Origin of the sequence: Pseudocalidococcus azoricus BACA0444, from assembly GCF_031729055.1 — a bacterium.
Taxonomy (GTDB): domain Bacteria; phylum Cyanobacteriota; class Cyanobacteriia; order Thermosynechococcales; family Thermosynechococcaceae; genus Pseudocalidococcus; species Pseudocalidococcus azoricus.
Genome location: NZ_JAVMIP010000007.1, coordinates 12,371 through 29,581, shown reverse-complemented (window position 1 = coordinate 29,581; position 17,211 = coordinate 12,371). Strand labels below are relative to the sequence as shown.

The 17,211-nt window shown below is 49.1% G+C and carries 18 protein-coding genes, 1 tRNA gene and 2 pseudogenes; 12 read left to right on the top strand and 9 right to left on the bottom strand.

Features of this window, described 5'->3' with window-relative positions; translation table 11 throughout:
• The first annotated feature begins 4 nt into the window (after positions 1-4).
• From RIF25_RS08665 to RIF25_RS08645, 5 genes are all read left to right on the top strand, one after another.
• Positions 5-1,426, top strand: coding sequence for a CPBP family intramembrane glutamic endopeptidase (locus tag RIF25_RS08665; RefSeq protein WP_322878150.1), 1,422 nt, complete (start codon positions 5-7; stop codon positions 1,424-1,426).
• 75 nt (positions 1,427-1,501) lie between these two features.
• Positions 1,502-2,020, top strand: coding sequence for an inorganic diphosphatase (locus RIF25_RS08660; protein WP_322878149.1), 519 nt, complete (start codon positions 1,502-1,504; stop codon positions 2,018-2,020).
• A gap of 192 nt (positions 2,021-2,212) precedes the next feature.
• Positions 2,213-2,446: a type II toxin-antitoxin system HicB family antitoxin gene (locus RIF25_RS08655; RefSeq protein ID WP_322878148.1), complete on the top strand. Its 234-nt coding sequence runs from the start codon at positions 2,213-2,215 to the stop codon at positions 2,444-2,446.
• A 28-nt stretch (positions 2,447-2,474) separates the two neighbouring features.
• Positions 2,475-2,678 carry a type II toxin-antitoxin system HicA family toxin gene (locus tag RIF25_RS08650; protein WP_322878147.1) on the top strand — a complete coding sequence of 68 codons (204 nt, stop codon included), beginning with the start codon at positions 2,475-2,477 and terminating at the stop codon, positions 2,676-2,678.
• A gap of 224 nt (positions 2,679-2,902) precedes the next feature.
• Positions 2,903-3,685, top strand: a complete 783-nt coding sequence (locus tag RIF25_RS08645) for an SDR family oxidoreductase (protein ID WP_322878146.1) — start codon at positions 2,903-2,905, stop codon at positions 3,683-3,685.
• Here RIF25_RS08645 and RIF25_RS08640 read toward each other — a convergent pair.
• From RIF25_RS08640 to RIF25_RS08625, 4 genes are all read right to left on the bottom strand, one after another.
• Positions 3,677-4,843: a pyridoxal phosphate-dependent aminotransferase gene (locus tag RIF25_RS08640; protein ID WP_322878145.1), complete on the bottom strand. Its 1,167-nt coding sequence runs from the start codon at positions 4,841-4,843 to the stop codon at positions 3,677-3,679. The genes RIF25_RS08645 and RIF25_RS08640 overlap by 9 nt on opposite strands.
• Positions 4,844-4,962: 119 nt before the next feature.
• Positions 4,963-6,327, bottom strand: coding sequence for a class I SAM-dependent methyltransferase (locus RIF25_RS08635; RefSeq protein ID WP_322878144.1), 1,365 nt, complete (start codon positions 6,325-6,327; stop codon positions 4,963-4,965).
• A gap of 82 nt (positions 6,328-6,409) precedes the next feature.
• Positions 6,410-6,994, bottom strand: coding sequence for a CPBP family intramembrane glutamic endopeptidase (locus tag RIF25_RS08630; RefSeq protein WP_322878143.1), 585 nt, complete (start codon positions 6,992-6,994; stop codon positions 6,410-6,412).
• Positions 6,994-8,382, bottom strand: a complete 1,389-nt coding sequence (locus RIF25_RS08625) for a glycosyltransferase family protein (protein WP_322878142.1) — start codon at positions 8,380-8,382, stop codon at positions 6,994-6,996. Before RIF25_RS08625 ends, RIF25_RS08630 begins: the two co-directional genes overlap by 1 nt.
• A gap of 277 nt (positions 8,383-8,659) precedes the next feature.
• Here RIF25_RS08625 and RIF25_RS08620 point away from each other — a divergent pair, with 277 nt between their 5' ends.
• Together RIF25_RS08620 and RIF25_RS17240 are read left to right on the top strand one after the other, a co-directional pair.
• Positions 8,660-9,841: an aspartate aminotransferase family protein gene (locus tag RIF25_RS08620; RefSeq protein ID WP_407682375.1), complete on the top strand. Its 1,182-nt coding sequence runs from the start codon at positions 8,660-8,662 to the stop codon at positions 9,839-9,841.
• A gap of 59 nt (positions 9,842-9,900) precedes the next feature.
• Positions 9,901-10,356: pseudogene (locus tag RIF25_RS17240) on the top strand (hypothetical protein).
• A 99-nt stretch (positions 10,357-10,455) separates the two neighbouring features.
• On the opposite strand, the gene RIF25_RS08615 reads toward RIF25_RS17240, so the two are convergent.
• From RIF25_RS08615 to RIF25_RS08600, 4 genes are all read right to left on the bottom strand, one after another.
• The gene (locus RIF25_RS08615; protein WP_322878140.1) at positions 10,456-10,923 is read right to left on the bottom strand and encodes an Arm DNA-binding domain-containing protein; all 468 of its coding nucleotides are present in this window, start codon (positions 10,921-10,923) and stop codon (positions 10,456-10,458) included.
• Between the two features lie 145 nt (positions 10,924-11,068).
• Positions 11,069-11,140 (bottom strand) — tRNA-Thr (locus RIF25_RS08610).
• Positions 11,141-11,232: 92 nt separating this feature from the next.
• Positions 11,233-12,147: an RsmB/NOP family class I SAM-dependent RNA methyltransferase gene (locus RIF25_RS08605; RefSeq protein WP_322878139.1), complete on the bottom strand. Its 915-nt coding sequence runs from the start codon at positions 12,145-12,147 to the stop codon at positions 11,233-11,235.
• A 7-nt stretch (positions 12,148-12,154) separates the two neighbouring features.
• A complete protein-coding gene (locus tag RIF25_RS08600; protein ID WP_015124182.1) occupies positions 12,155-12,463 on the bottom strand; it encodes a hypothetical protein in 309 nt (102 codons plus the stop codon).
• Positions 12,464-12,793: 330 nt separating this feature from the next.
• On the opposite strand from RIF25_RS08600, the gene rpsN reads away from it, so the two are divergent.
• From rpsN to miaB, 3 genes and pseudogenes are all read left to right on the top strand, one after another.
• The gene (gene rpsN, locus RIF25_RS08595; RefSeq protein ID WP_322878138.1) at positions 12,794-13,096 is read left to right on the top strand and encodes a 30S ribosomal protein S14; all 303 of its coding nucleotides are present in this window, start codon (positions 12,794-12,796) and stop codon (positions 13,094-13,096) included.
• Positions 13,097-13,403: 307 nt separating this feature from the next.
• Positions 13,404-13,548, top strand: a pseudogene (locus tag RIF25_RS17235) (IS630 family transposase); the annotation flags it as partial.
• 354 nt (positions 13,549-13,902) lie between these two features.
• The gene (gene miaB, locus RIF25_RS08590; RefSeq protein ID WP_322878137.1) at positions 13,903-15,270 is read left to right on the top strand and encodes a tRNA (N6-isopentenyl adenosine(37)-C2)-methylthiotransferase MiaB; all 1,368 of its coding nucleotides are present in this window, start codon (positions 13,903-13,905) and stop codon (positions 15,268-15,270) included.
• A 126-nt stretch (positions 15,271-15,396) separates the two neighbouring features.
• Here the strand turns inward: miaB and RIF25_RS08585 are convergent, their stop codons facing one another.
• Positions 15,397-15,522: a hypothetical protein gene (locus RIF25_RS08585; protein ID WP_322878136.1), complete on the bottom strand. Its 126-nt coding sequence runs from the start codon at positions 15,520-15,522 to the stop codon at positions 15,397-15,399.
• Between the two features lie 25 nt (positions 15,523-15,547).
• Between RIF25_RS08585 and pdhA the strand changes: the two genes are divergently transcribed.
• Both pdhA and RIF25_RS08575 read left to right on the top strand, forming a co-directional pair.
• A complete protein-coding gene (gene pdhA, locus RIF25_RS08580) occupies positions 15,548-16,588 on the top strand; it encodes a pyruvate dehydrogenase (acetyl-transferring) E1 component subunit alpha (protein ID WP_322878135.1) in 1,041 nt (346 codons plus the stop codon).
• The gene (locus tag RIF25_RS08575) at positions 16,557-17,066 is read left to right on the top strand and encodes a hypothetical protein (RefSeq protein ID WP_322878134.1); all 510 of its coding nucleotides are present in this window, start codon (positions 16,557-16,559) and stop codon (positions 17,064-17,066) included. The genes pdhA and RIF25_RS08575 overlap by 32 nt, the downstream gene beginning before the upstream one ends.
• The last annotated feature ends 145 nt before the right edge of the window (positions 17,067-17,211 follow it).

Below are 17,211 nucleotides of genomic sequence, written 5' to 3'. Positions count from 1 at the left end.
GTTTATGTCTTTGAAACGAATTTTGTTGGTGGCATTAACGGCCATTGTTGTCTTTTTAGTCTCCGCAGAATTACTCAGTAGTCTGACTGAACCCCAAGTCCAAGGACAGATTAGCCTCTATCAAACTAATCTTGTTCTCCAGGCCAGTGAATGGTCGGGATTTCAAGAGTATCCCCAGGCCCAAGCTCTCTTAGGTCGTGATCCCCAGGCCGATGCTCGCCAGGCCTATGAAAAAACCATTCAATCCCTGCGTGAACTTCCCACCCCCACAGCCCAACAGTCCCAGCAGATCAGCCAAGCTCAACTGAATTTGGGGATCCTGGAGGCCGTTGGAGCTAAGACATCAACTCTGGCTCCTCAAACCTGGGAACTGGTGGCGGCAACTGGCCCAGACTCAGATCGGCAACTGGCCCAAACCCTTCAGCAACTCTGGCAAACCCCGCCGATTATCACGCCCCAGGCCGAGGCCCTGATCACAACCCATCTCACAGGCTGGTTTCAAACCCAGGCCCGCCAAAGACTCTATCAAGTTGAAAATAACACTGCCCAACTGAACACCCTCCAGCAAACCGGACAAGAGTTGGCCCAGGCCGCAGTCATTCGTTTGGCTTTAGTGGCGGTGCTGCCCTTAGCTGGGAGTGTGTTGGGGATCATTTTATTAGTTGTCTGGGGGATTAACCAATATCGGCATCGGGAGCAAGTTTTACCGCATCTCAATCTAGATATTCCCTGGTCATCAGAAACCACATTAGCCGTGATGGTGGGCTGGTTTGTTGCCTTTTTCGGGATCAGCTTTCTGATTGTGCCCCTAGTTTTAGAGTTAATCGGTGGCCGGGGCCTGGTGGCAACTCCCTTTGGCCAAGCCATTTATGCCCTGATTACCTATAGTTTGATGATGGTAGCTGGGTTTGGCATCCTGATTTACACCTGGCAGCAATACCCCCAACCCATTTTCCAGTGGCTTTCGTTTTCGGGAAAAAACCGGTGGTGGGCCTGGAGTTTCGGGGCTTATTTTGTTGCGCTGCCCCTAGTGCTGTTAACGTCTGTATTCAGCCAACAACTCCTTCACAATCAAGGCGGTGGGAATCCCCTATTGGAAGTGATCCTAGCCAGTCATGATTACCGTAGTTTTGCGATTTTATGGTTTATGGTCGCGGTCATGGCCCCAATTTTTGAGGAAACCCTCTTTCGTGGTTTTTTATTGCCCTCGCTGCTGCCGAGTATGCGACCAGTCACAGCCATGCTAACCAGTGGCGGCCTGTTTGCCATTGCCCATTTGAATGCCGCAGATTTACTACCTCTGGCGGTTTTGGGGACTATTTTGGGCTATGTTTATTGGCGTTCCGGAAATTTACTCGCCTCAATGCTACTCCACGGGATTTGGAATAGTGGTTCATTCATTGGGCTTTTATTACTTTCACCCTGATTTTAAGGGACAGTTTGGGGCCTGGCCATGGTCGGTTTATGCTGGATTAGGTAAATCCTTATAAATCCAATACCCATGAGCTTAGACTTATCGCGGATTCCGGCTCAACCCAAACCCGGCCTGGTCAATGTCCTGATTGAAATTGTTGGGGGCAGTCGCAATAAATATGAATTTGACAAGGAGATGAACGCCTTTATCTTAGATCGGGTGCTCTATTCCTCGGTGCAATATCCCTTTGACTACGGCTTTATTCCCAATACCCTTGGCGATGATGGAGATCCCCTCGATGGCCTGGTGATTATGGATGAGCCTACCTTTCCCGGTTGTGTGATTGCCGCTCGGCCAATTGGTTATTTAGAGATGATTGATGGCGGCGACCGGGATGAGAAAATTCTTTGTGTGCCGGCCGATGATCCTCGCTACGGTGAAGTCAAATCCCTCAAAGATATTGCTCCCCACCGCTTAGCTGAAGTCGCTGAATTTTTCCGGACTTATAAGAATCTCCAAAAGAAAGTCACCGAAATTCTCGATTGGCAGGATGTGGATAAGGTTCAGGCCCTGGTGGATAAAGGGATCAAAGCCTACAAAGGTTAATTGGCCTGGCCAGATGAAATAGATGCTTAGGGGTAAGGCTTATTTGCTACGAATGTTGTTTATCAATATCTAGCTAAAATCTACCCCTACTTCCTACAACTCATGATTGCTCCCACAAGACGATTCGCAAAAGAGATAATTGGAAGTAATAAGTCAGCACTACAACTTTTGATTTGAACCAGAAGAATAATTATGCAACTTCAACAAACGGTCAAGTCTTTTATTCGTCCAGGGGAGCAAGGTGGCTATGTGGCTGAATGTTTGGAAGTTTCGGTTGTCACTCAAGGTGAAACATTGGATGAGGTGGTGAAAAATTTACAAGAAGCACTGGCGCTGCATTTAGAGGGAGAAGATCCAGGCGATTTTGGCTTAGTTTCCCATCCGGCTATTTTAGTTACCTTTGAACTGCAACCCAGATACGCCTAGGCTCAAACGACTCTCCGGGACTGAGGTTGTGCACATTTTAGAACGATTTGGCTTTGAGGTTTATAGTCAACGGGGCAGCCACATCAAGTTACGCCGCATGAACCAAACCCATAAGGAGACCCTAACCATACCTAATCATCGGGAGTTAGATACTGGAACCTGTCGCGCAATTTTTCGGCAGGCCTGTCGCTATGTTTCCGAAACAGAACTTTTCCCATATTTCTATCAGTAGTCAGTCAGATTAGCCCAAAGCATTAGTCCGATATAATACATTCAACCAGGGTGCGATTCTCAACTAGTTTTATACTATAGCGTTATGCAGACTGTTATGAGAGAGTATAAATCTTAAAAAGACTGACCGTAAAGCATTTTCTGACTTATCCCGGTCTCACCCTAAATGAGTAACGCCATATTAGTTCATTCCACAGAAACACATTAATTCTCTAATTTTTAATCATGGTTTTATTAGCAGGTCAAACAGTCTTAATCACCGGAGCCAGTAGTGGAATTGGCCAGGCCAGTGCGGTTGTATTTGCAGAGGCGGGTTGTCGGTTAATTTTACTGGCGCGGCGGTTATCTCGATTAGAAGAGCTTGCTGCATCATTGAAAATCCAATATCAAACTGAATGTCTATGTTTGGCGGCTGATGTCCAGAAACAAGATGAAATTATTCCAACCCTAAAATCTCTACCGCAAGACTGGCAAACCATTGATATTTTGATTAATAATGCGGGCTTAAGTCGGGGCCTGGAGCGATTTGATCAGGCCTCGCTGTCCGATTGGGAAGAGATGATTGATACCAACATCAAGGGCTTACTCTATGTCACTCATACTCTTTTGCCAGGAATGTTAGCTCGCGGCCAGGGGCAGATTATCAATATTGGCTCGATTGCCGGGTTGCAAGTCTATCCAGGGGGGCATGTTTATTGTGGGACAAAGGCAGCCGTGCAAGCGATTACAGAAGGTCTCAAACAGGATTTATTGGGGACACCGATTCGCGTCAGTTGTATTGATCCTGGCCTGGTGGAAACAGAATTTAGCCAAGTCCGTTTTCATGGAGACACCGAGCGGGCCGAAAAAGTCTATCAGGGCCTGGAGCCACTCACTGGGATGGATGTAGCCGAGGTGATTCTTTTTTGCGCCACCCGCCCGGCCCATGTCAATCTCAATCAAATTATTTTGATGCCCACGGCCCAGGCCAGCACAACTCGCGTCCATCGAGAAGCCAATCTAGACTAAACCCCTGACAAAATCCGCCAGCCGTTCCAGGCCCCGTTCAATGGTGGTGACATCGGTGGCGTAGGACAAGCGAATATGATCATCCGTCCCAAAGGCTTTACCGGGAATTAGGGCCACTTGTTTTTCATCCAATAACCGTTCAGCAAACTCCAAAGACCCTAGGCCGGTCTGACTGATATTGACATAGGCATAAAACGCGCCAGTCGGTTTGACAATTCCCAGGCCGGAAATCCCTGACAACAAACTCACCATAACTTCCCGCCGTTTGGCAAAGGCCTCTAGCATCACCGCCACACAATCTTGGGAGCCAGAGAGAGCCGCCATCGCCCCATACTGCGCAAAGGTACAAACATTGGAGGTGCTGTGGCCTTGAACAGTGGTGGTGGCTTTAATTAACTCTAGCGGCCCAGCCAAATAGCCCACTCGCCACCCGGTCATGGCATAGGCCTTGGCAAACCCGCTGCTGACAATGGTGTGTTGAAAGGCGGCCTCACTGACGGCTCCAATACTTAAATGCTCCAGGCCGTCGTAGCGAATTTTTTCGTAAATTTCATCGGAGACAACCCAAATATCCGCCGCGATAACTACCTCAGCCAAGGCCCGAATTTCGTCTGGGGGGTAAATCATCCCTGTGGGGTTGCTGGGCGAGTTGAGGACAAAGAGTTTCGTCCGGGGGGTGATGGCTGCCTTGAGTTGCGCTGGGGTAATCCGATAGCCCGTGGCGGCCGTAGTCGGGACAATCACCGGAACACCGCCAGCCAAGTAAACCATTTCGGGATAGCTTAACCAGTAGGGAGCCGGAATAATCACCTCATCCCCAGGGTTAATTAGGGCCATCATCAAGTTAAACAGGGATTGCTTGCCGCCATTGGTGACAATGATGTTTTCCGGTTGAAAGGGGAGGCGATTATCCCGGTTCAGTTTTTCAGCAATCAGTTCTCGGAGTTTAGGTTCTCCGGCGGCTGGGCCATAGCGGGTTTTGCCCTCTTCCAAGGCCTGTTGGGCGGCACTTTTGATATGTTCAGGGGTATTAAAATCTGGCTCACCGGCACTGAAGCTACAAATATCAATCCCCGCGGCTCCCATGGCTTTGGCTTTGGAGTCAATGGCCAGGGTAATGGAGGGGGTCACTTGATAAATCCGGGTGGCTAGTTCCATGCCGCTGCTCCAATCACACTGCTGTATTTTAGGCCAAACTTCTCAGCCATCGGTGGTTGTATTACAGAATCTTTCTTTTCACGATACCCTTTGGCTTGACCATGTTCAAAACGGTTGCTTTAGGCAGACTTCACTCCAATGGGTAAGGGACATAGGACAAACTGGGCTGGTTCCAAACGATGCAAGAATTGGCGGACATAGGTGAGGGCTTGGCTGGGAGTCAGGGGTTCACAGGTGGTTAAGTCGCAGGGGCAAATTTGTAACCAACGTTTCACTAAAAATTCCACCGATTGGGGGCCGGCAAAGAGGGGCAATAGGCAACTCAGCACCAAGCTATCCACATAAACCGGGGTTGTCGAAGTCTGGCTGAGGAATGTCCCCAAATCTACAACCACTCGCTCTTGGATGTATTGTTCCCACTTGGCCTGGATGGTTTCGGTCCGGAGTTGGGGATGCAAATACACCTGAGCCTTGAGGATAACTTCAGCAGGCCAGTCTTCCGGGAGAGACGGGGGCAACTCTGGTTGGGTCTGGGGCCTGTGACACCAAAAATCTAAAAGGCGATGGACTGGATGAATCAGTTCGTAGAGTTCCAGTTGGGTTGCTTGGGGCACATCCGGTAAGCTCAGGGCCAAAAAGGAGGGCAAGTTTTCCGGATCTTTAAAGAGGTTTTCCAGTGACCATTGCCGCCAGTTCACCATTGCAATGAAGTCCAGGCCGGCCTGATCTAGGAAATTAAACATATCCCGAACATTAAATGCCTGATCACCGACCAGTAAATGATTCGCTAAGAGAGCTTCGGCGGCATCTTCTTGTTGATATTTGGGATTCCAGGCCCGCGCTTTGAGATCCACACCATCCTTTAACTCAGCCATAATTTCCTGCACCAATTTCATCTCCATCTCCTCTGGGTTGTTGTCCATGATGCCCATGATCCGAAAAACAGCCTGGGCCCGGAAATAAGCAGCACGTTGGAGATAGCTATGGAGATTGGCGCGGATAATACCTTGGGGCTTGAGGACAGAACCCATGGCCTGGAGGGCTTGAACGGGATTGGGCACTAAGTACAAAACTTCATCACAATTAATATAGTCAAACTCCACCCCCAGGCCTGGGACTTCCTCAATCGTCATCGTATGGAATTCAACATTCTCAAACTGATGATAAGCCAATCGTTTCTGGGCCATTTTGACTGAGGCTTCCGAGAGATCAATCCCGACAATTTTGGCCCCCGGATTCGCAATCGCTAACAACAGGGATTTATAACCACTGCCACAGCCTGCGTCTAAGATCACCAAATTTTCAGGTTTAACAACCGTTTGATAGGCTAAGTAATAGGCCGTTACAACATTGTGAATAAACAGGCTATTGGTGTCATCTTGGGGAAATTTGTCGAGGGGAATTCGGGGATAGGGGCCAAAATCAAATTGACGGCGGATTCGTTCCAGTTCCACAGCGTTTGTCATGGCGGTTTCGGTTGTCATAGTGGCCCCTAATTTTGCCCAATCCAAACTGTTTTATCATACCAGGCCGGGGATAATGGCTCTAATGTTCTTTCGCTAGTTTTTAGGGTTGATGTTTTAATTTCCACATCACTCCGGCAGCCCAGTTGGTGAGAGTATGAGCCAGGACCGGAACGAGAAGATTCCCACTGGCCACGGCACTATACCCCAAAATCCCCCCAACAATCGTGGCCCAAATCGCGTAGGGCCATTGCTGTTTACCCCCCATATGAAGGATGCCAAAGCAAATTGCCGAGCCAATAATCCCATACCAATCCAGGCCCAGGGTTGGAAGCAACACACCGCGAAAGAGCAGTTCTTCACTCAGGCCTGGAAGTAGCCCTAACCAAAAGACATCAGCCCAGACGAGGGGACGAATCACCAGCTCCAAGTAGAAATCTGCCGCCGCTTGATAGGTGGGCCAAAATTGATAGAGCAAACTGCTAGCCAAGATAATTCCCGTCGCAATTAACGTCCCAACCATGAGGGCCTGGGGTTGCCAAATGAGGGGGAGCAGACCACCCGCAAAAGGAGTTTGTAAAAGAGCTTTAGATAGAATTAGCCAGAGAATTGCCGTCAAACCCATCGCAATTAAAATCTGGGTGCGACTGAGGGGTTCAAGCTCCGGCTGTGGGCTAACAGGTTCCATTAGGACGATGACAGGGGTGGCAATGGGGCAGACAGGATTGGTGCAGAGTCCAGCAGTTGGGCCGCCAGATTAGCAATCTTAGCCGCGGCTCCGGCCTCACCCCGAATCCGTTGGAGTTGTTGACGCATTTCCATAAGAGTCTGGGGTTGGCTTAAGAGGTCGGCAATTTGTTCAGCCAGTCCGAGGGGATCCAGGGGGCCCACTAATTCTGGCACAATTTCCTGGTTCGCCCAAATATTTGGCCAGGCCCGCAAGCCTAATCCCTGCTTAATCAATGCCCAATCCAAAGGCTTTTGAGTTAATACCTGCCAGGCCTGAGTCCAGGTTAATCCCTGTAAAACCATGAACCAAAACATCAAGACTGACCCCCATCGCTGAAGTCCAGGCAGGCCAATCATCAATCCACCCAGGCCATCGGCAACGATCCCCTGCTTGAGTTGGAGTTGTTCTTGGGGTAATAAAACCATCATCGGCACCGCCAAGGCCCCCAATTCCGCCGTGTTGGCCCCCACTGTAGTTAAGCAAAGTTGACAGCGACTGAGGAGATCATAGTTAGGAAGCTTCTGCCAGAGATAGATTTTGGCTCCGGTGGTAGTTTCCAGATAAGGAAGGCCTTGCTCTGGTTCTTGCAGGTGGGCCGTAACGCCATCAATCAGACAAAAATCCGGGTTAGTTGTGGGGTTGGCGTAGTTGGCCAGGGTTTTCAGGTTTAGGGTTGGGGCCACAGGAATCACAAACCGGGCCTGGGGTTGCAGCTTTTGGAGATGGGCGGCAATTGTCACCATGAAAGGTACACCCAGATGCAACTTAATCGGCTTAGAACCCGGTAATAATCCAATTAAGGGTGTGGTCGGGCTGAGGTTTAAGGATTCCTCAATCTGTGCCTGAGTAGCGGGAGTTAACAGGGCCTGGCTTTCAGTCATTAAATCACCCACAACCTTGGCCTTATGTTGATAAGCAGCAGGAATTGGCATCTCGCGGCGGAGGGCAAAGTGATCAATCTGAGCTAACCAGCGGGCTTCCCATTCTGCATAGATCAAACTTTTATAGCCCAACCGTTTCGCCAACCAGAGCGCAAAAAACTGATCACCCCCCAAAAACAACACCAGGCCCCGCGGTCGCCAGTCCCAATGATCTTCAGTTTTGCCCCAAATTAAGAATTGCCAAAAATGGGCGGCCCCTTGGACTCGATCAATTCCGGGAATCTTGGCCCCCGCAATCGCCTCTTGACCACTGGCATGGGGACAGGGAGACAGAACTAGGGAAATTCTAAGATTTTCTGGATTAGTTCCTAATTTTTGCCGCAAGGCCTGGACGACCGGATAGACCCACGTTGCCAACTCCCCCGGCCCGTTGGAGAGAATCAAAATATCAAGGGGTGCTGACATGAGGGGAATCAAACCTTAGACGAGCCTCAAATCCAAGTTCTGACTAAAAAAGTTCGCTCTACAATGGTAACGGTTGCCGCTAACTTCCCAGGCCCCTGCGCTAAATTAAGACAAATTCCCGTTTAATTTCTTCAATCACTGCTTAAATATCCCGCTGAATATCCAAAGGTTGCCTCCCGTGAGTCCAATTACTGTTTCTTCTGACTTGTCAGTAGCCCATTCCGAAACATCTAGTCTTAATACCGCCTACAACCGCAGCGACTTTGATCGGGATGTGATGACGACCTATGCTCGGTTTCCGTTGACGTTGGTGAAAGGGGCTGGCTGTAAAGTTTGGGATGATGCTGGGAAAGAGTATTTAGACTTTGTCGCCGGAATTGCCACCTGCACCCTTGGCCATGCTCACCCCGCTTTGGTTAAGACTGTTACCGAGCAAATCCAGACCCTGCATCATGTTTCTAACCTCTACTACATTCCCCAACAAGGCGACTTGGCCACTTGGCTGGTGAATCATTCCTGTGCCGACCGGGTGTTTTTCTGCAACTCTGGGGCCGAAGCTAATGAAGGGGCGATCAAACTGGCTCGGAAATATGCCCACACGGTTTTGAACATTGCCAACCCTGTCATTATTACCGCCCAGGCCAGCTTCCACGGCCGCACCTTAGCCACGATCACCGCCACCGGCCAACCGAAATATCAGAAAAACTTTGATCCACTCGTGCCTGGCTTTGCCTATGTGAATTACAACGACATTGCCGACCTCGAAGCCACGATTGCTGAACTCGATAAGGATGAACGCCAAGTTGCTGCAATTTTGTTAGAACCCTTGCAAGGAGAAGGGGGAGTCCGGCCGGGAGAGTTTGCCTATTTCCAACGGGTACGGGAGATTTGTAACGAAAAAGGCATCCTCCTGATTTTTGATGAAGTTCAAGTTGGGATGGGTCGCACCGGCAATCTCTGGGGCCATCAAACCTTGGGCATTGAACCGGATATGTTTACTTCTGCCAAGGGCCTGGCGGGGGGCATTCCCATTGGAGCGATGCTGTGTAAATCTTTTTGTGATGTGTTTCAACCCGGTGATCATGCCAGTACGTTTGGGGGAAATCCCTTGGCCTGTGCGGCGGCCTTAACGGTCTGTCAAACTATTGAGGGGGATCATTTACTCGCAAATGCCCAGGCCCGCGGGTCACAATTACGCGCTGGCCTTAAAGAAATTCCGAATCAATACGCTGGCTTAGTTAAGGAAGTCCGGGGTTGGGGGTTGATCAATGGCCTGCAAATTGAAGCTGATTCCCCAATTACGGCCCCGGATATTGTCAAAGCTGCCATTACTGAAGGATTACTCCTCGTTCCCGCAGGCCCGAAAGTTGTCCGGTTTGTGCCGCCATTGATTGTCTCATCTGAAGAAATTGACCAGGCCTTGGCTGCTATTAACCGAGCTTTAGCCACATTGCTGTAACCTGATCCGACCTCGAAAGTTGAGAAAATGGACTGTGGGGGCCTGGTTAAAATGAATTCATGGCAAGTTTTCTGGCACTGCTTCCCCGTTCCCTGACGACTTTTTTGTACGCCGTCGCAGCACTCATGAGGTTTTATGGCAACATCAACACCACCCCCATCCGATTCTTCCCCCTCACCATCCTCCAATGGAGTCTCTTGGTTTTTGCGTTGGGGACAGCGGCTCTCTTGGTTAATCTCGGCCTTGTAGACCTATGGTCGTTCGTAGAGTGGAACGCTGGAAATCGAAGCCGAAACCAAGCGATTGAAGCAGCAAAATGAGAAACTCGACGCGATCATCTTGCAGACGAAGAACGAAACCGAGCAGATCAAGAAAGAGAACGAGCGGCTCGCCGAGCTAGAATCCAAACTCGATACACTATTCTCCAAATTCAATATCAACTCGACCCCAATCCCACCAACCGACAAATCTTAGCGAACTTTTTGGCATACCTCCAGGAATACGGCGAATTATAGGGAGAGCTAGCATCAGAAACTAACTAGGCTTTGGCCGCAATTAATCGAGCTTTAGCTACATTGCTGTAATAGCCCTTCCTTGCGGTATTGTCAAAAGCTCTAAGTTTCAGTGAAAAATGCCATTCCAGGATTTTCAATCAGAAAACTCCAAAATGAACAGCTTTTTATTGTTTTCTCATCCTGCCAAGGGTTAGGAGAATTAAGTTCTTCAAAGGTTACAATTTCTGGCCACCGAACTAGAGAGTTAACCTCGTTTAACAAGTTTTCAATAGCCTTTTTGAACTCATCAGATAAATTAAGGTAATCATTAAATCGCCTTGAGTAAACCGCTGATAGGTGCGCTCCATAGAAATATATAAAATTAGAATCATCTAACCATGCTTCAAGGTTTCGTGAAAGTATTTTCAGTTCAATATCTCGACAAAGCATCTCGGCATAAGTGCGATTAACAGGATTATCAGGCAATCCCAAACTTAGGCGATGTCTTTCTCCTTTGTGGCTGAACGAAACCATCAATCGGGGAATGGTTGAATTTCCTTTGTTCTGAATAATACTGACTTTGCCCATGTCATACCCCTATTTTGTATGACAGAAGATGTTAAAAAATGCCCAAATGACGTTAAGAAAATATGGCAAAAGTGATTATTGCCAGGTTAGAAGGTATTTAGTTGAAAACCCCGAAAGCGCTATTTTGCAAGAGTTTTATATCTCAAGCTGGTGACGGGATTTGAACCTGCGACCGGCTGATTACAAATCAGCTGCTCTACCCCTGAGCTACACCAGCAATTCAGCCTTCCTATTTTACTAGACACTTCCGCAAATTGGCCTAATCTTTTCTAATTTCATGATATTTCCCCAGGCCCTCCGAATAGCCCCTTAAGCCAGCTGCAACAAACTTGTAAAGGCTCCAGCCCCTAGGCCCTGCTCAGGACTCAGACGGTACCCCCTAAATTGCGGAGATGTCCCCCAAGGAGATTGGTAGTCGGTAAGAGCAGGAACCGCCAAGGATTGAAATGCCGGAAACCGCTGGACAAACCAATCTAAGACTCCTTCATTTTCCTCTATCGAAAACGTGCAGGTGCTGTAGAGCAAATACCCCCCGGGCCGGACAAGCTGACTCGCAGTGGCAATAATCTTCTTCTGGCGTTGGGCATTGTGATTAATAGTGCGGGGGTGGAAACAACCCAAAACATTGGTTCCCTTTGCCAATAGAGATTGCCCTGAACAAGGTGCATCCACAATCACAACATCCGCTAATTGCCCATATTCCGCCACCAGGTCGGCCACATTTAAATGGGTCACTTTCCCACAGGCCAGATGGCAGCGCTTCAGATTCGAGGTGAGCATTCCCAACCGTTTTCCAATTACCTCATTCGCCACCAGTAAGTCGGGTTGCAAACTGCGCCAAGCCAAAATAGACTTTCCCCCCGGAGCGGCACAAACATCAATGACTAACTTCGGAGACTGGGGAAAGGTCAGGGATTGGAGAGGAACAGCAGCAAACACAGAAGAAAAATCTAGGACGTAATAAGCCCCTTGGTGATGGAGATGATGTTGGCCGGGTTTTGTCCCCAGAACAAGTCGATCAACCCAGTCCGGTTGCCAAACCACAGGGGGAATAACATCAAAGGGGAGGGGATTAGGGCGTGGCTGGCACCAGAGAATTGCTGGCGGATAGGGCTTGGGGGTAAGTAGGGCCGTCAGAAAGGTCTCCCGATGTACCGGATCAGGATATAACTTCCGACTAAACTTTTCTAGCAAGGCAGAGGGGAATTGTTTGGTTTTCTGCAACTTCAACCTAGCTGATGGTAACTTCCCGCGGTTCGCTCTGGTCGGCTTCGGCTTTCGTCGTGATAATTTCTGAACGAGCTTCAGCCACTAAATCTTGAAAGGATTCACTCGCTTCGGCCATGCTGGCCTGGGCTTTTTCATAGGTTTCAAAGGCCCAAACTAAACCTTGCTTGGCTGCATTCCGGGCTGATTCCGTTAAAGAATGTCCTGTCATCGAATCCACGGCTCCAACCACTGGAGCGACCGCTGCTGCCCCAATGCCCACCGCCAAAACAGCCAAAGGCTCAATACCCAACAGGAGTGCTTCAAATTCCATGAGAGAGTTCCTAACTGGAGAACAAAAATTTTCTGAGTCGGCTCTAATGATAACAAACAGCCTTGGGAAATCAAGGGGCATGAACACAAACCGCCCGATCATTAATTCGTTTTCCCCTCTGCCTTTATCCAAAAATCATGTTACCGATCCAACGATTGGGTAAGTTTAGTGGCGTTGAGGCATTCCCTCCAATACCCAAGCTGCCATGACTTCTCTCTACTTAGATTTAGATGCCCCTGTCCCCAAGAACGATTTTCTACACAGTCATTGCCCTATCTCTCGTTCTCGCTATAATGGTAAAGCTGCATTCTTAATAAGACTCCAAACTCCATGGCCAAAAAGAGCATGATCGAGCGGGAAAAAAAACGGCAACGCTTGGTTGACAAATACGCTGCTAAACGTGCTGAACTGAAAGAGCAAATTGCTTACGCTGAAAACCCAGATGAGCAACTCACTCTCCATCGCCAACTCCAACAACTCCCCCGCAACGGTATCCAAACTCGCTTACGAAATCGCTGCTGGCTAACCGGTCGGCCACGAGGATATTTCCGGGATTTTGGCCTGTGCCGGAATGCCTTACGGGATATGGCTCACCAAGGGTTGTTACCTGGCCTGGTTAAATCTAGTTGGTAATTCATCCTGTCCGGGTAATAATTCATTATCAGTTTGAAGATGCTTGATGAGAGTTTTAGCTAGGTCTTGAATCAATATTATATTTAGGGCTGTCTATGTAGGTAGCCTTATTTTTTGTTTTATATTAGAACTTCATCATTGGTGTAGGTGTGACTAATACTCATGCTTTCTTTAACCGAGTTCTATCCTCCTCATCTTTGTGGAGTCTTGTTTGTTCGTAGATAGTGTCCCGATTTATCGCAAGTCTAAGTCCGTCACTTGATCCATCCTCAACGCCTATGAACAGCTTCGCACGAGTAAACCTCTACAGGCTTTATTTCTCTCCAAGTACTCTCCCAGGCTGAATAAGATAGAACATGATTTCGCTGCATTAACAGCTCGAAGGTATATTTCAGGGCACACCCATAGACGACTTGATTCGGGGCTACTGTAATCGCTGGTTGCCTTGTTAACATACTCCACCGCCCTATAGCTTGTGTGCGTAGCAGAACGGTTTTTTCAAACGATAGCCAGATCAAACTCGTCAGTGGATAGGGCATAGAGATCATAGGTGACCTACCAGCCATCCTTTTTGAGACCATTTTTAATAATGCCATGGAATACATCACAGGCTGAGATGGCTAAACTCCCTCTAGAACTTGAGTCTATCCCACTTTTCTAAGCCAGGCCCTTAAGTTGGCAAAGAATATCGTCTTATAGCGGCCAATAATCCTCCAGGCCAGCAGGATATGATGAAGATTGCTGAGGGTTATCAATAGTGCATGACCCTGAGACTTCCTGCCTTGAGTTCTAAGTAACGTTACCCTATGTCTGAATCATCTAGCTATCACATCATTACCTTTGGCTGTCAGATGAACAAAGCCGACTCGGAGCGCATGGCTGGAATTTTAGAAAGTTTGGGCTATGGCTGGGTCGAAGATCCCAATCAGGCGGATTTAATTCTCTACAACACCTGTTCGATTCGGGATAATGCCGAGCATAAAGTCTATTCCTACCTCGGTCGCCAGGCCAAACGGAAACAAGAAAACCCTAACTTAAAGCTTGTCGTAGCCGGCTGTGTTGCCCAACAGGAAGGAGAAGCCCTCTTACGCCGAATGCCAGAGCTAGATCTCATCATGGGGCCGCAATATGCCAATCGCTTGGATGAATTACTGGCTCAAGTTGACAGCGGAATGCAAGTAGTCGCCACTGAACCCGTGGAAATCATGGAAGACATCACAAAACCGCGGCGAGAAAGCACCGTCACGGCCTGGGTCAATGTCATCTATGGCTGTAATGAACGCTGCACCTACTGTGTTGTCCCTGGAACCCGCGGTGTTGAGCAATCCCGCCCGCCCCAGGCCATCAAAGCTGAAATTGAAGAGTTAGCCGCCCAAGGGTACAAAGAAATTACGCTCTTGGGGCAAAACATTGATGCCTATGGTCGGGACTTACCCGGAATTTCCCCCGCAGGCCGCCGTCAAAATACCCTCACAGATTTGCTTTATACCATTCATGATGTGCCGGGAATTGAACGGATTCGCTTTGCCACCAGCCACCCCCGCTACTTTACCGAACGTCTGATCCAGGCCTGTGCCGAACTCCCCAAAGTCTGTGAGCATTTCCATATTCCCTTTCAATCGGGCGATAACGACATCCTCAAAGCGATGGCTCGGGGCTACACTCGGGAAAAATATCTGCGGATTATTGACACCATTCGCCGTTATGTCCCCGATGCTGCCCTGAGTGCCGATGTGATTGTCGGTTTTCCTGGTGAGACCCAGGCCCAGTTTGAGCGCACCCTCGAATTAGTCGAGATGATCGGGTTTGATTTACTCAATACAGCTGCCTACTCCCCCCGGCCGGGAACCCCAGCAGCCCTTTGGTCAAACCAAGTTCCAGAAGCGATCAAAGATGAACGTTTGCAACAACTGAATTATTTAGTTGGTCGCCAGGCTGCCGAGCGTTCGGCCCGTTATTTAGGGCGTGTTGAAGAAATTTTAGTGGAAGCTGTTAATCCTCGAGATCCCGGCCAAGTCATGGGCCGGACGCGGGGCAATCGCCTCACCTTTTTACCAGGGGATATTCAAACTCTCCGGGGACAGCTCGTTTCCGTCGAAATTACGACAACCCGGCCCTTTAGTTTGACCGGAACCCTAATTAACCCGCCAGTGATGCCTGTCTTAGTGGCTTAACCGGCCCTCGGGTCTGTCACCCATAGATTTTCATGGGTCAGACTCGTTTATCTGATGTCATACTTCTAACCAGGGGCAAAATTAGAGATGAGAATCTATCTTCTTGTGAGTTCAATAATAATTGAGTCATTCCCCATCCGTCCCTAAATGGGTAGCCCGATGAATCCCCAGAGATTTCCAGGCCACAGAGATTTGATACACTGGTGTTTGATCTTGCTTGATGGGCAAAATTGCCTGGCATTGGTTAATCACACATCCTTTGAAGCTTGTAAGTCCTATGACATCTTCTTCCCAGATTTCCGAACGCGCCCTGCCTGAAATTCTATTGCCGGATGATCTAATTACACGGGAAGAAGGATTCATCCTCTACGAAGATATGGTTCTGGGGCGTACCTTCGAGGATAAATGTGCCGAAATGTATTACCGCGGCAAGATGTTTGGCTTTGTCCACCTCTACAACGGGCAAGAAGCTGTTTCCACCGGTATCACGAAGGCGATGCGCCCCGATGATTTTGTCTGTAGTACCTATCGGGATCACGTTCATGCCCTCAGTGCTGGAGTTCCTGCCCGTCAAGTCATGGCCGAGTTATTTGGCAAGGCGACAGGATGCAGTCAAGGCCGGGGGGGATCCATGCACTTGTTTTCGGCAGAACATAATCTGTTAGGGGGCTTTGCCTTTGTTGCCGAGGGAATTCCCGTAGCCACCGGAGCCGCGTTTCAGAGTAAGTATCGCCGGGAAGTGATGGGAGAAGCTGGAGCCGATCAAGTCACCGCCTGTTTCTTTGGGGATGGGGCCAGCAACAATGGGCAGTTTTTTGAATGTTTGAATATGGCTTCCCTCTGGAAACTGCCGATTCTTTACGTTGTTGAAAATAATAAATGGGCAATTGGGATGGCACACCACCGGGCTAGTTCGGAAACGCAGATTTTCCAAAAGGGGAAGGCCTTTGGCATTGTTGGCGTTGAGGTGGATGGGATGGATGTTTTAGCGGTACGGGCTGTGGCCAAGGAAGCAGTGGCGCGGGCGCGGGCCGGCGAAGGACCAACCTTAATTGAAGCCTTGACCTATCGGTTTCGGGGGCATTCCTTGGCAGATCCCGATGAACTGCGCTCGAAAGAAGAAAAAGAGTTTTGGTTTACTCGCGATCCAATCAAAAAATTAGCCGCCTATATGATTGAGCAAAACTTGGCCACAGCGGCGGAACTGAAGGAGATTGATACCAAAATCCAAGGGGTTGTGGATGAAGCGGTTGAATTTGCTGAGGCTAGCCCGGAACCGGATCCCAGTGAATTACACCACTATATTTTTGCGGATTAAGCCCTTGGGGGAAGCCTGGCTGTATCGCCCCTGGGTTGTGTTGGGACTGGCTGGTTTATTTTGGGCCACGGGCCTGGAGGTGAACGCACAGGTATTTTCCAGTGGACAACTGATTCCGACTTTAATTTCAATTCCTGACTACACGAGCCCCAATTCCTTAATTCCGCCCCTGATTCCCCAACTCATTCCCACGCTGCCTGGTGACACAACCTGTAGCCCATTTCAGCGCAATTTGAGTCAGTGCTTGAACCAATACCGCAATACGACAATCCCGGAACCGGTTTTGCGCTCAATTTTGCCCCGGAATCCTGCCCCTCCCTCGGATATGCCAACACCTGCCCCCAATCCAGCCCCTCAGGTTGTTACGGCACCGCCCCCATTACCGGCTCCGGGAACTGTAACCGAGGCTAATTGTCCCCCCAATACAGCTTTGGTTCTTTTACCAGGGGGATATGCCTGTATGCAGACTCCAAATTAGGCTCTCATCTGTGGCAGAACGTTAAGGAATCGCAGCAGGGCCTGGGCTAACCCTTACAATAGGTAGAGACGAGATTGCTGCTTTGGTGGTTGGAATTTAAACATTAAGGCGCAACTTAGTCAGTTTGGTTTTGATGGAGGGATGT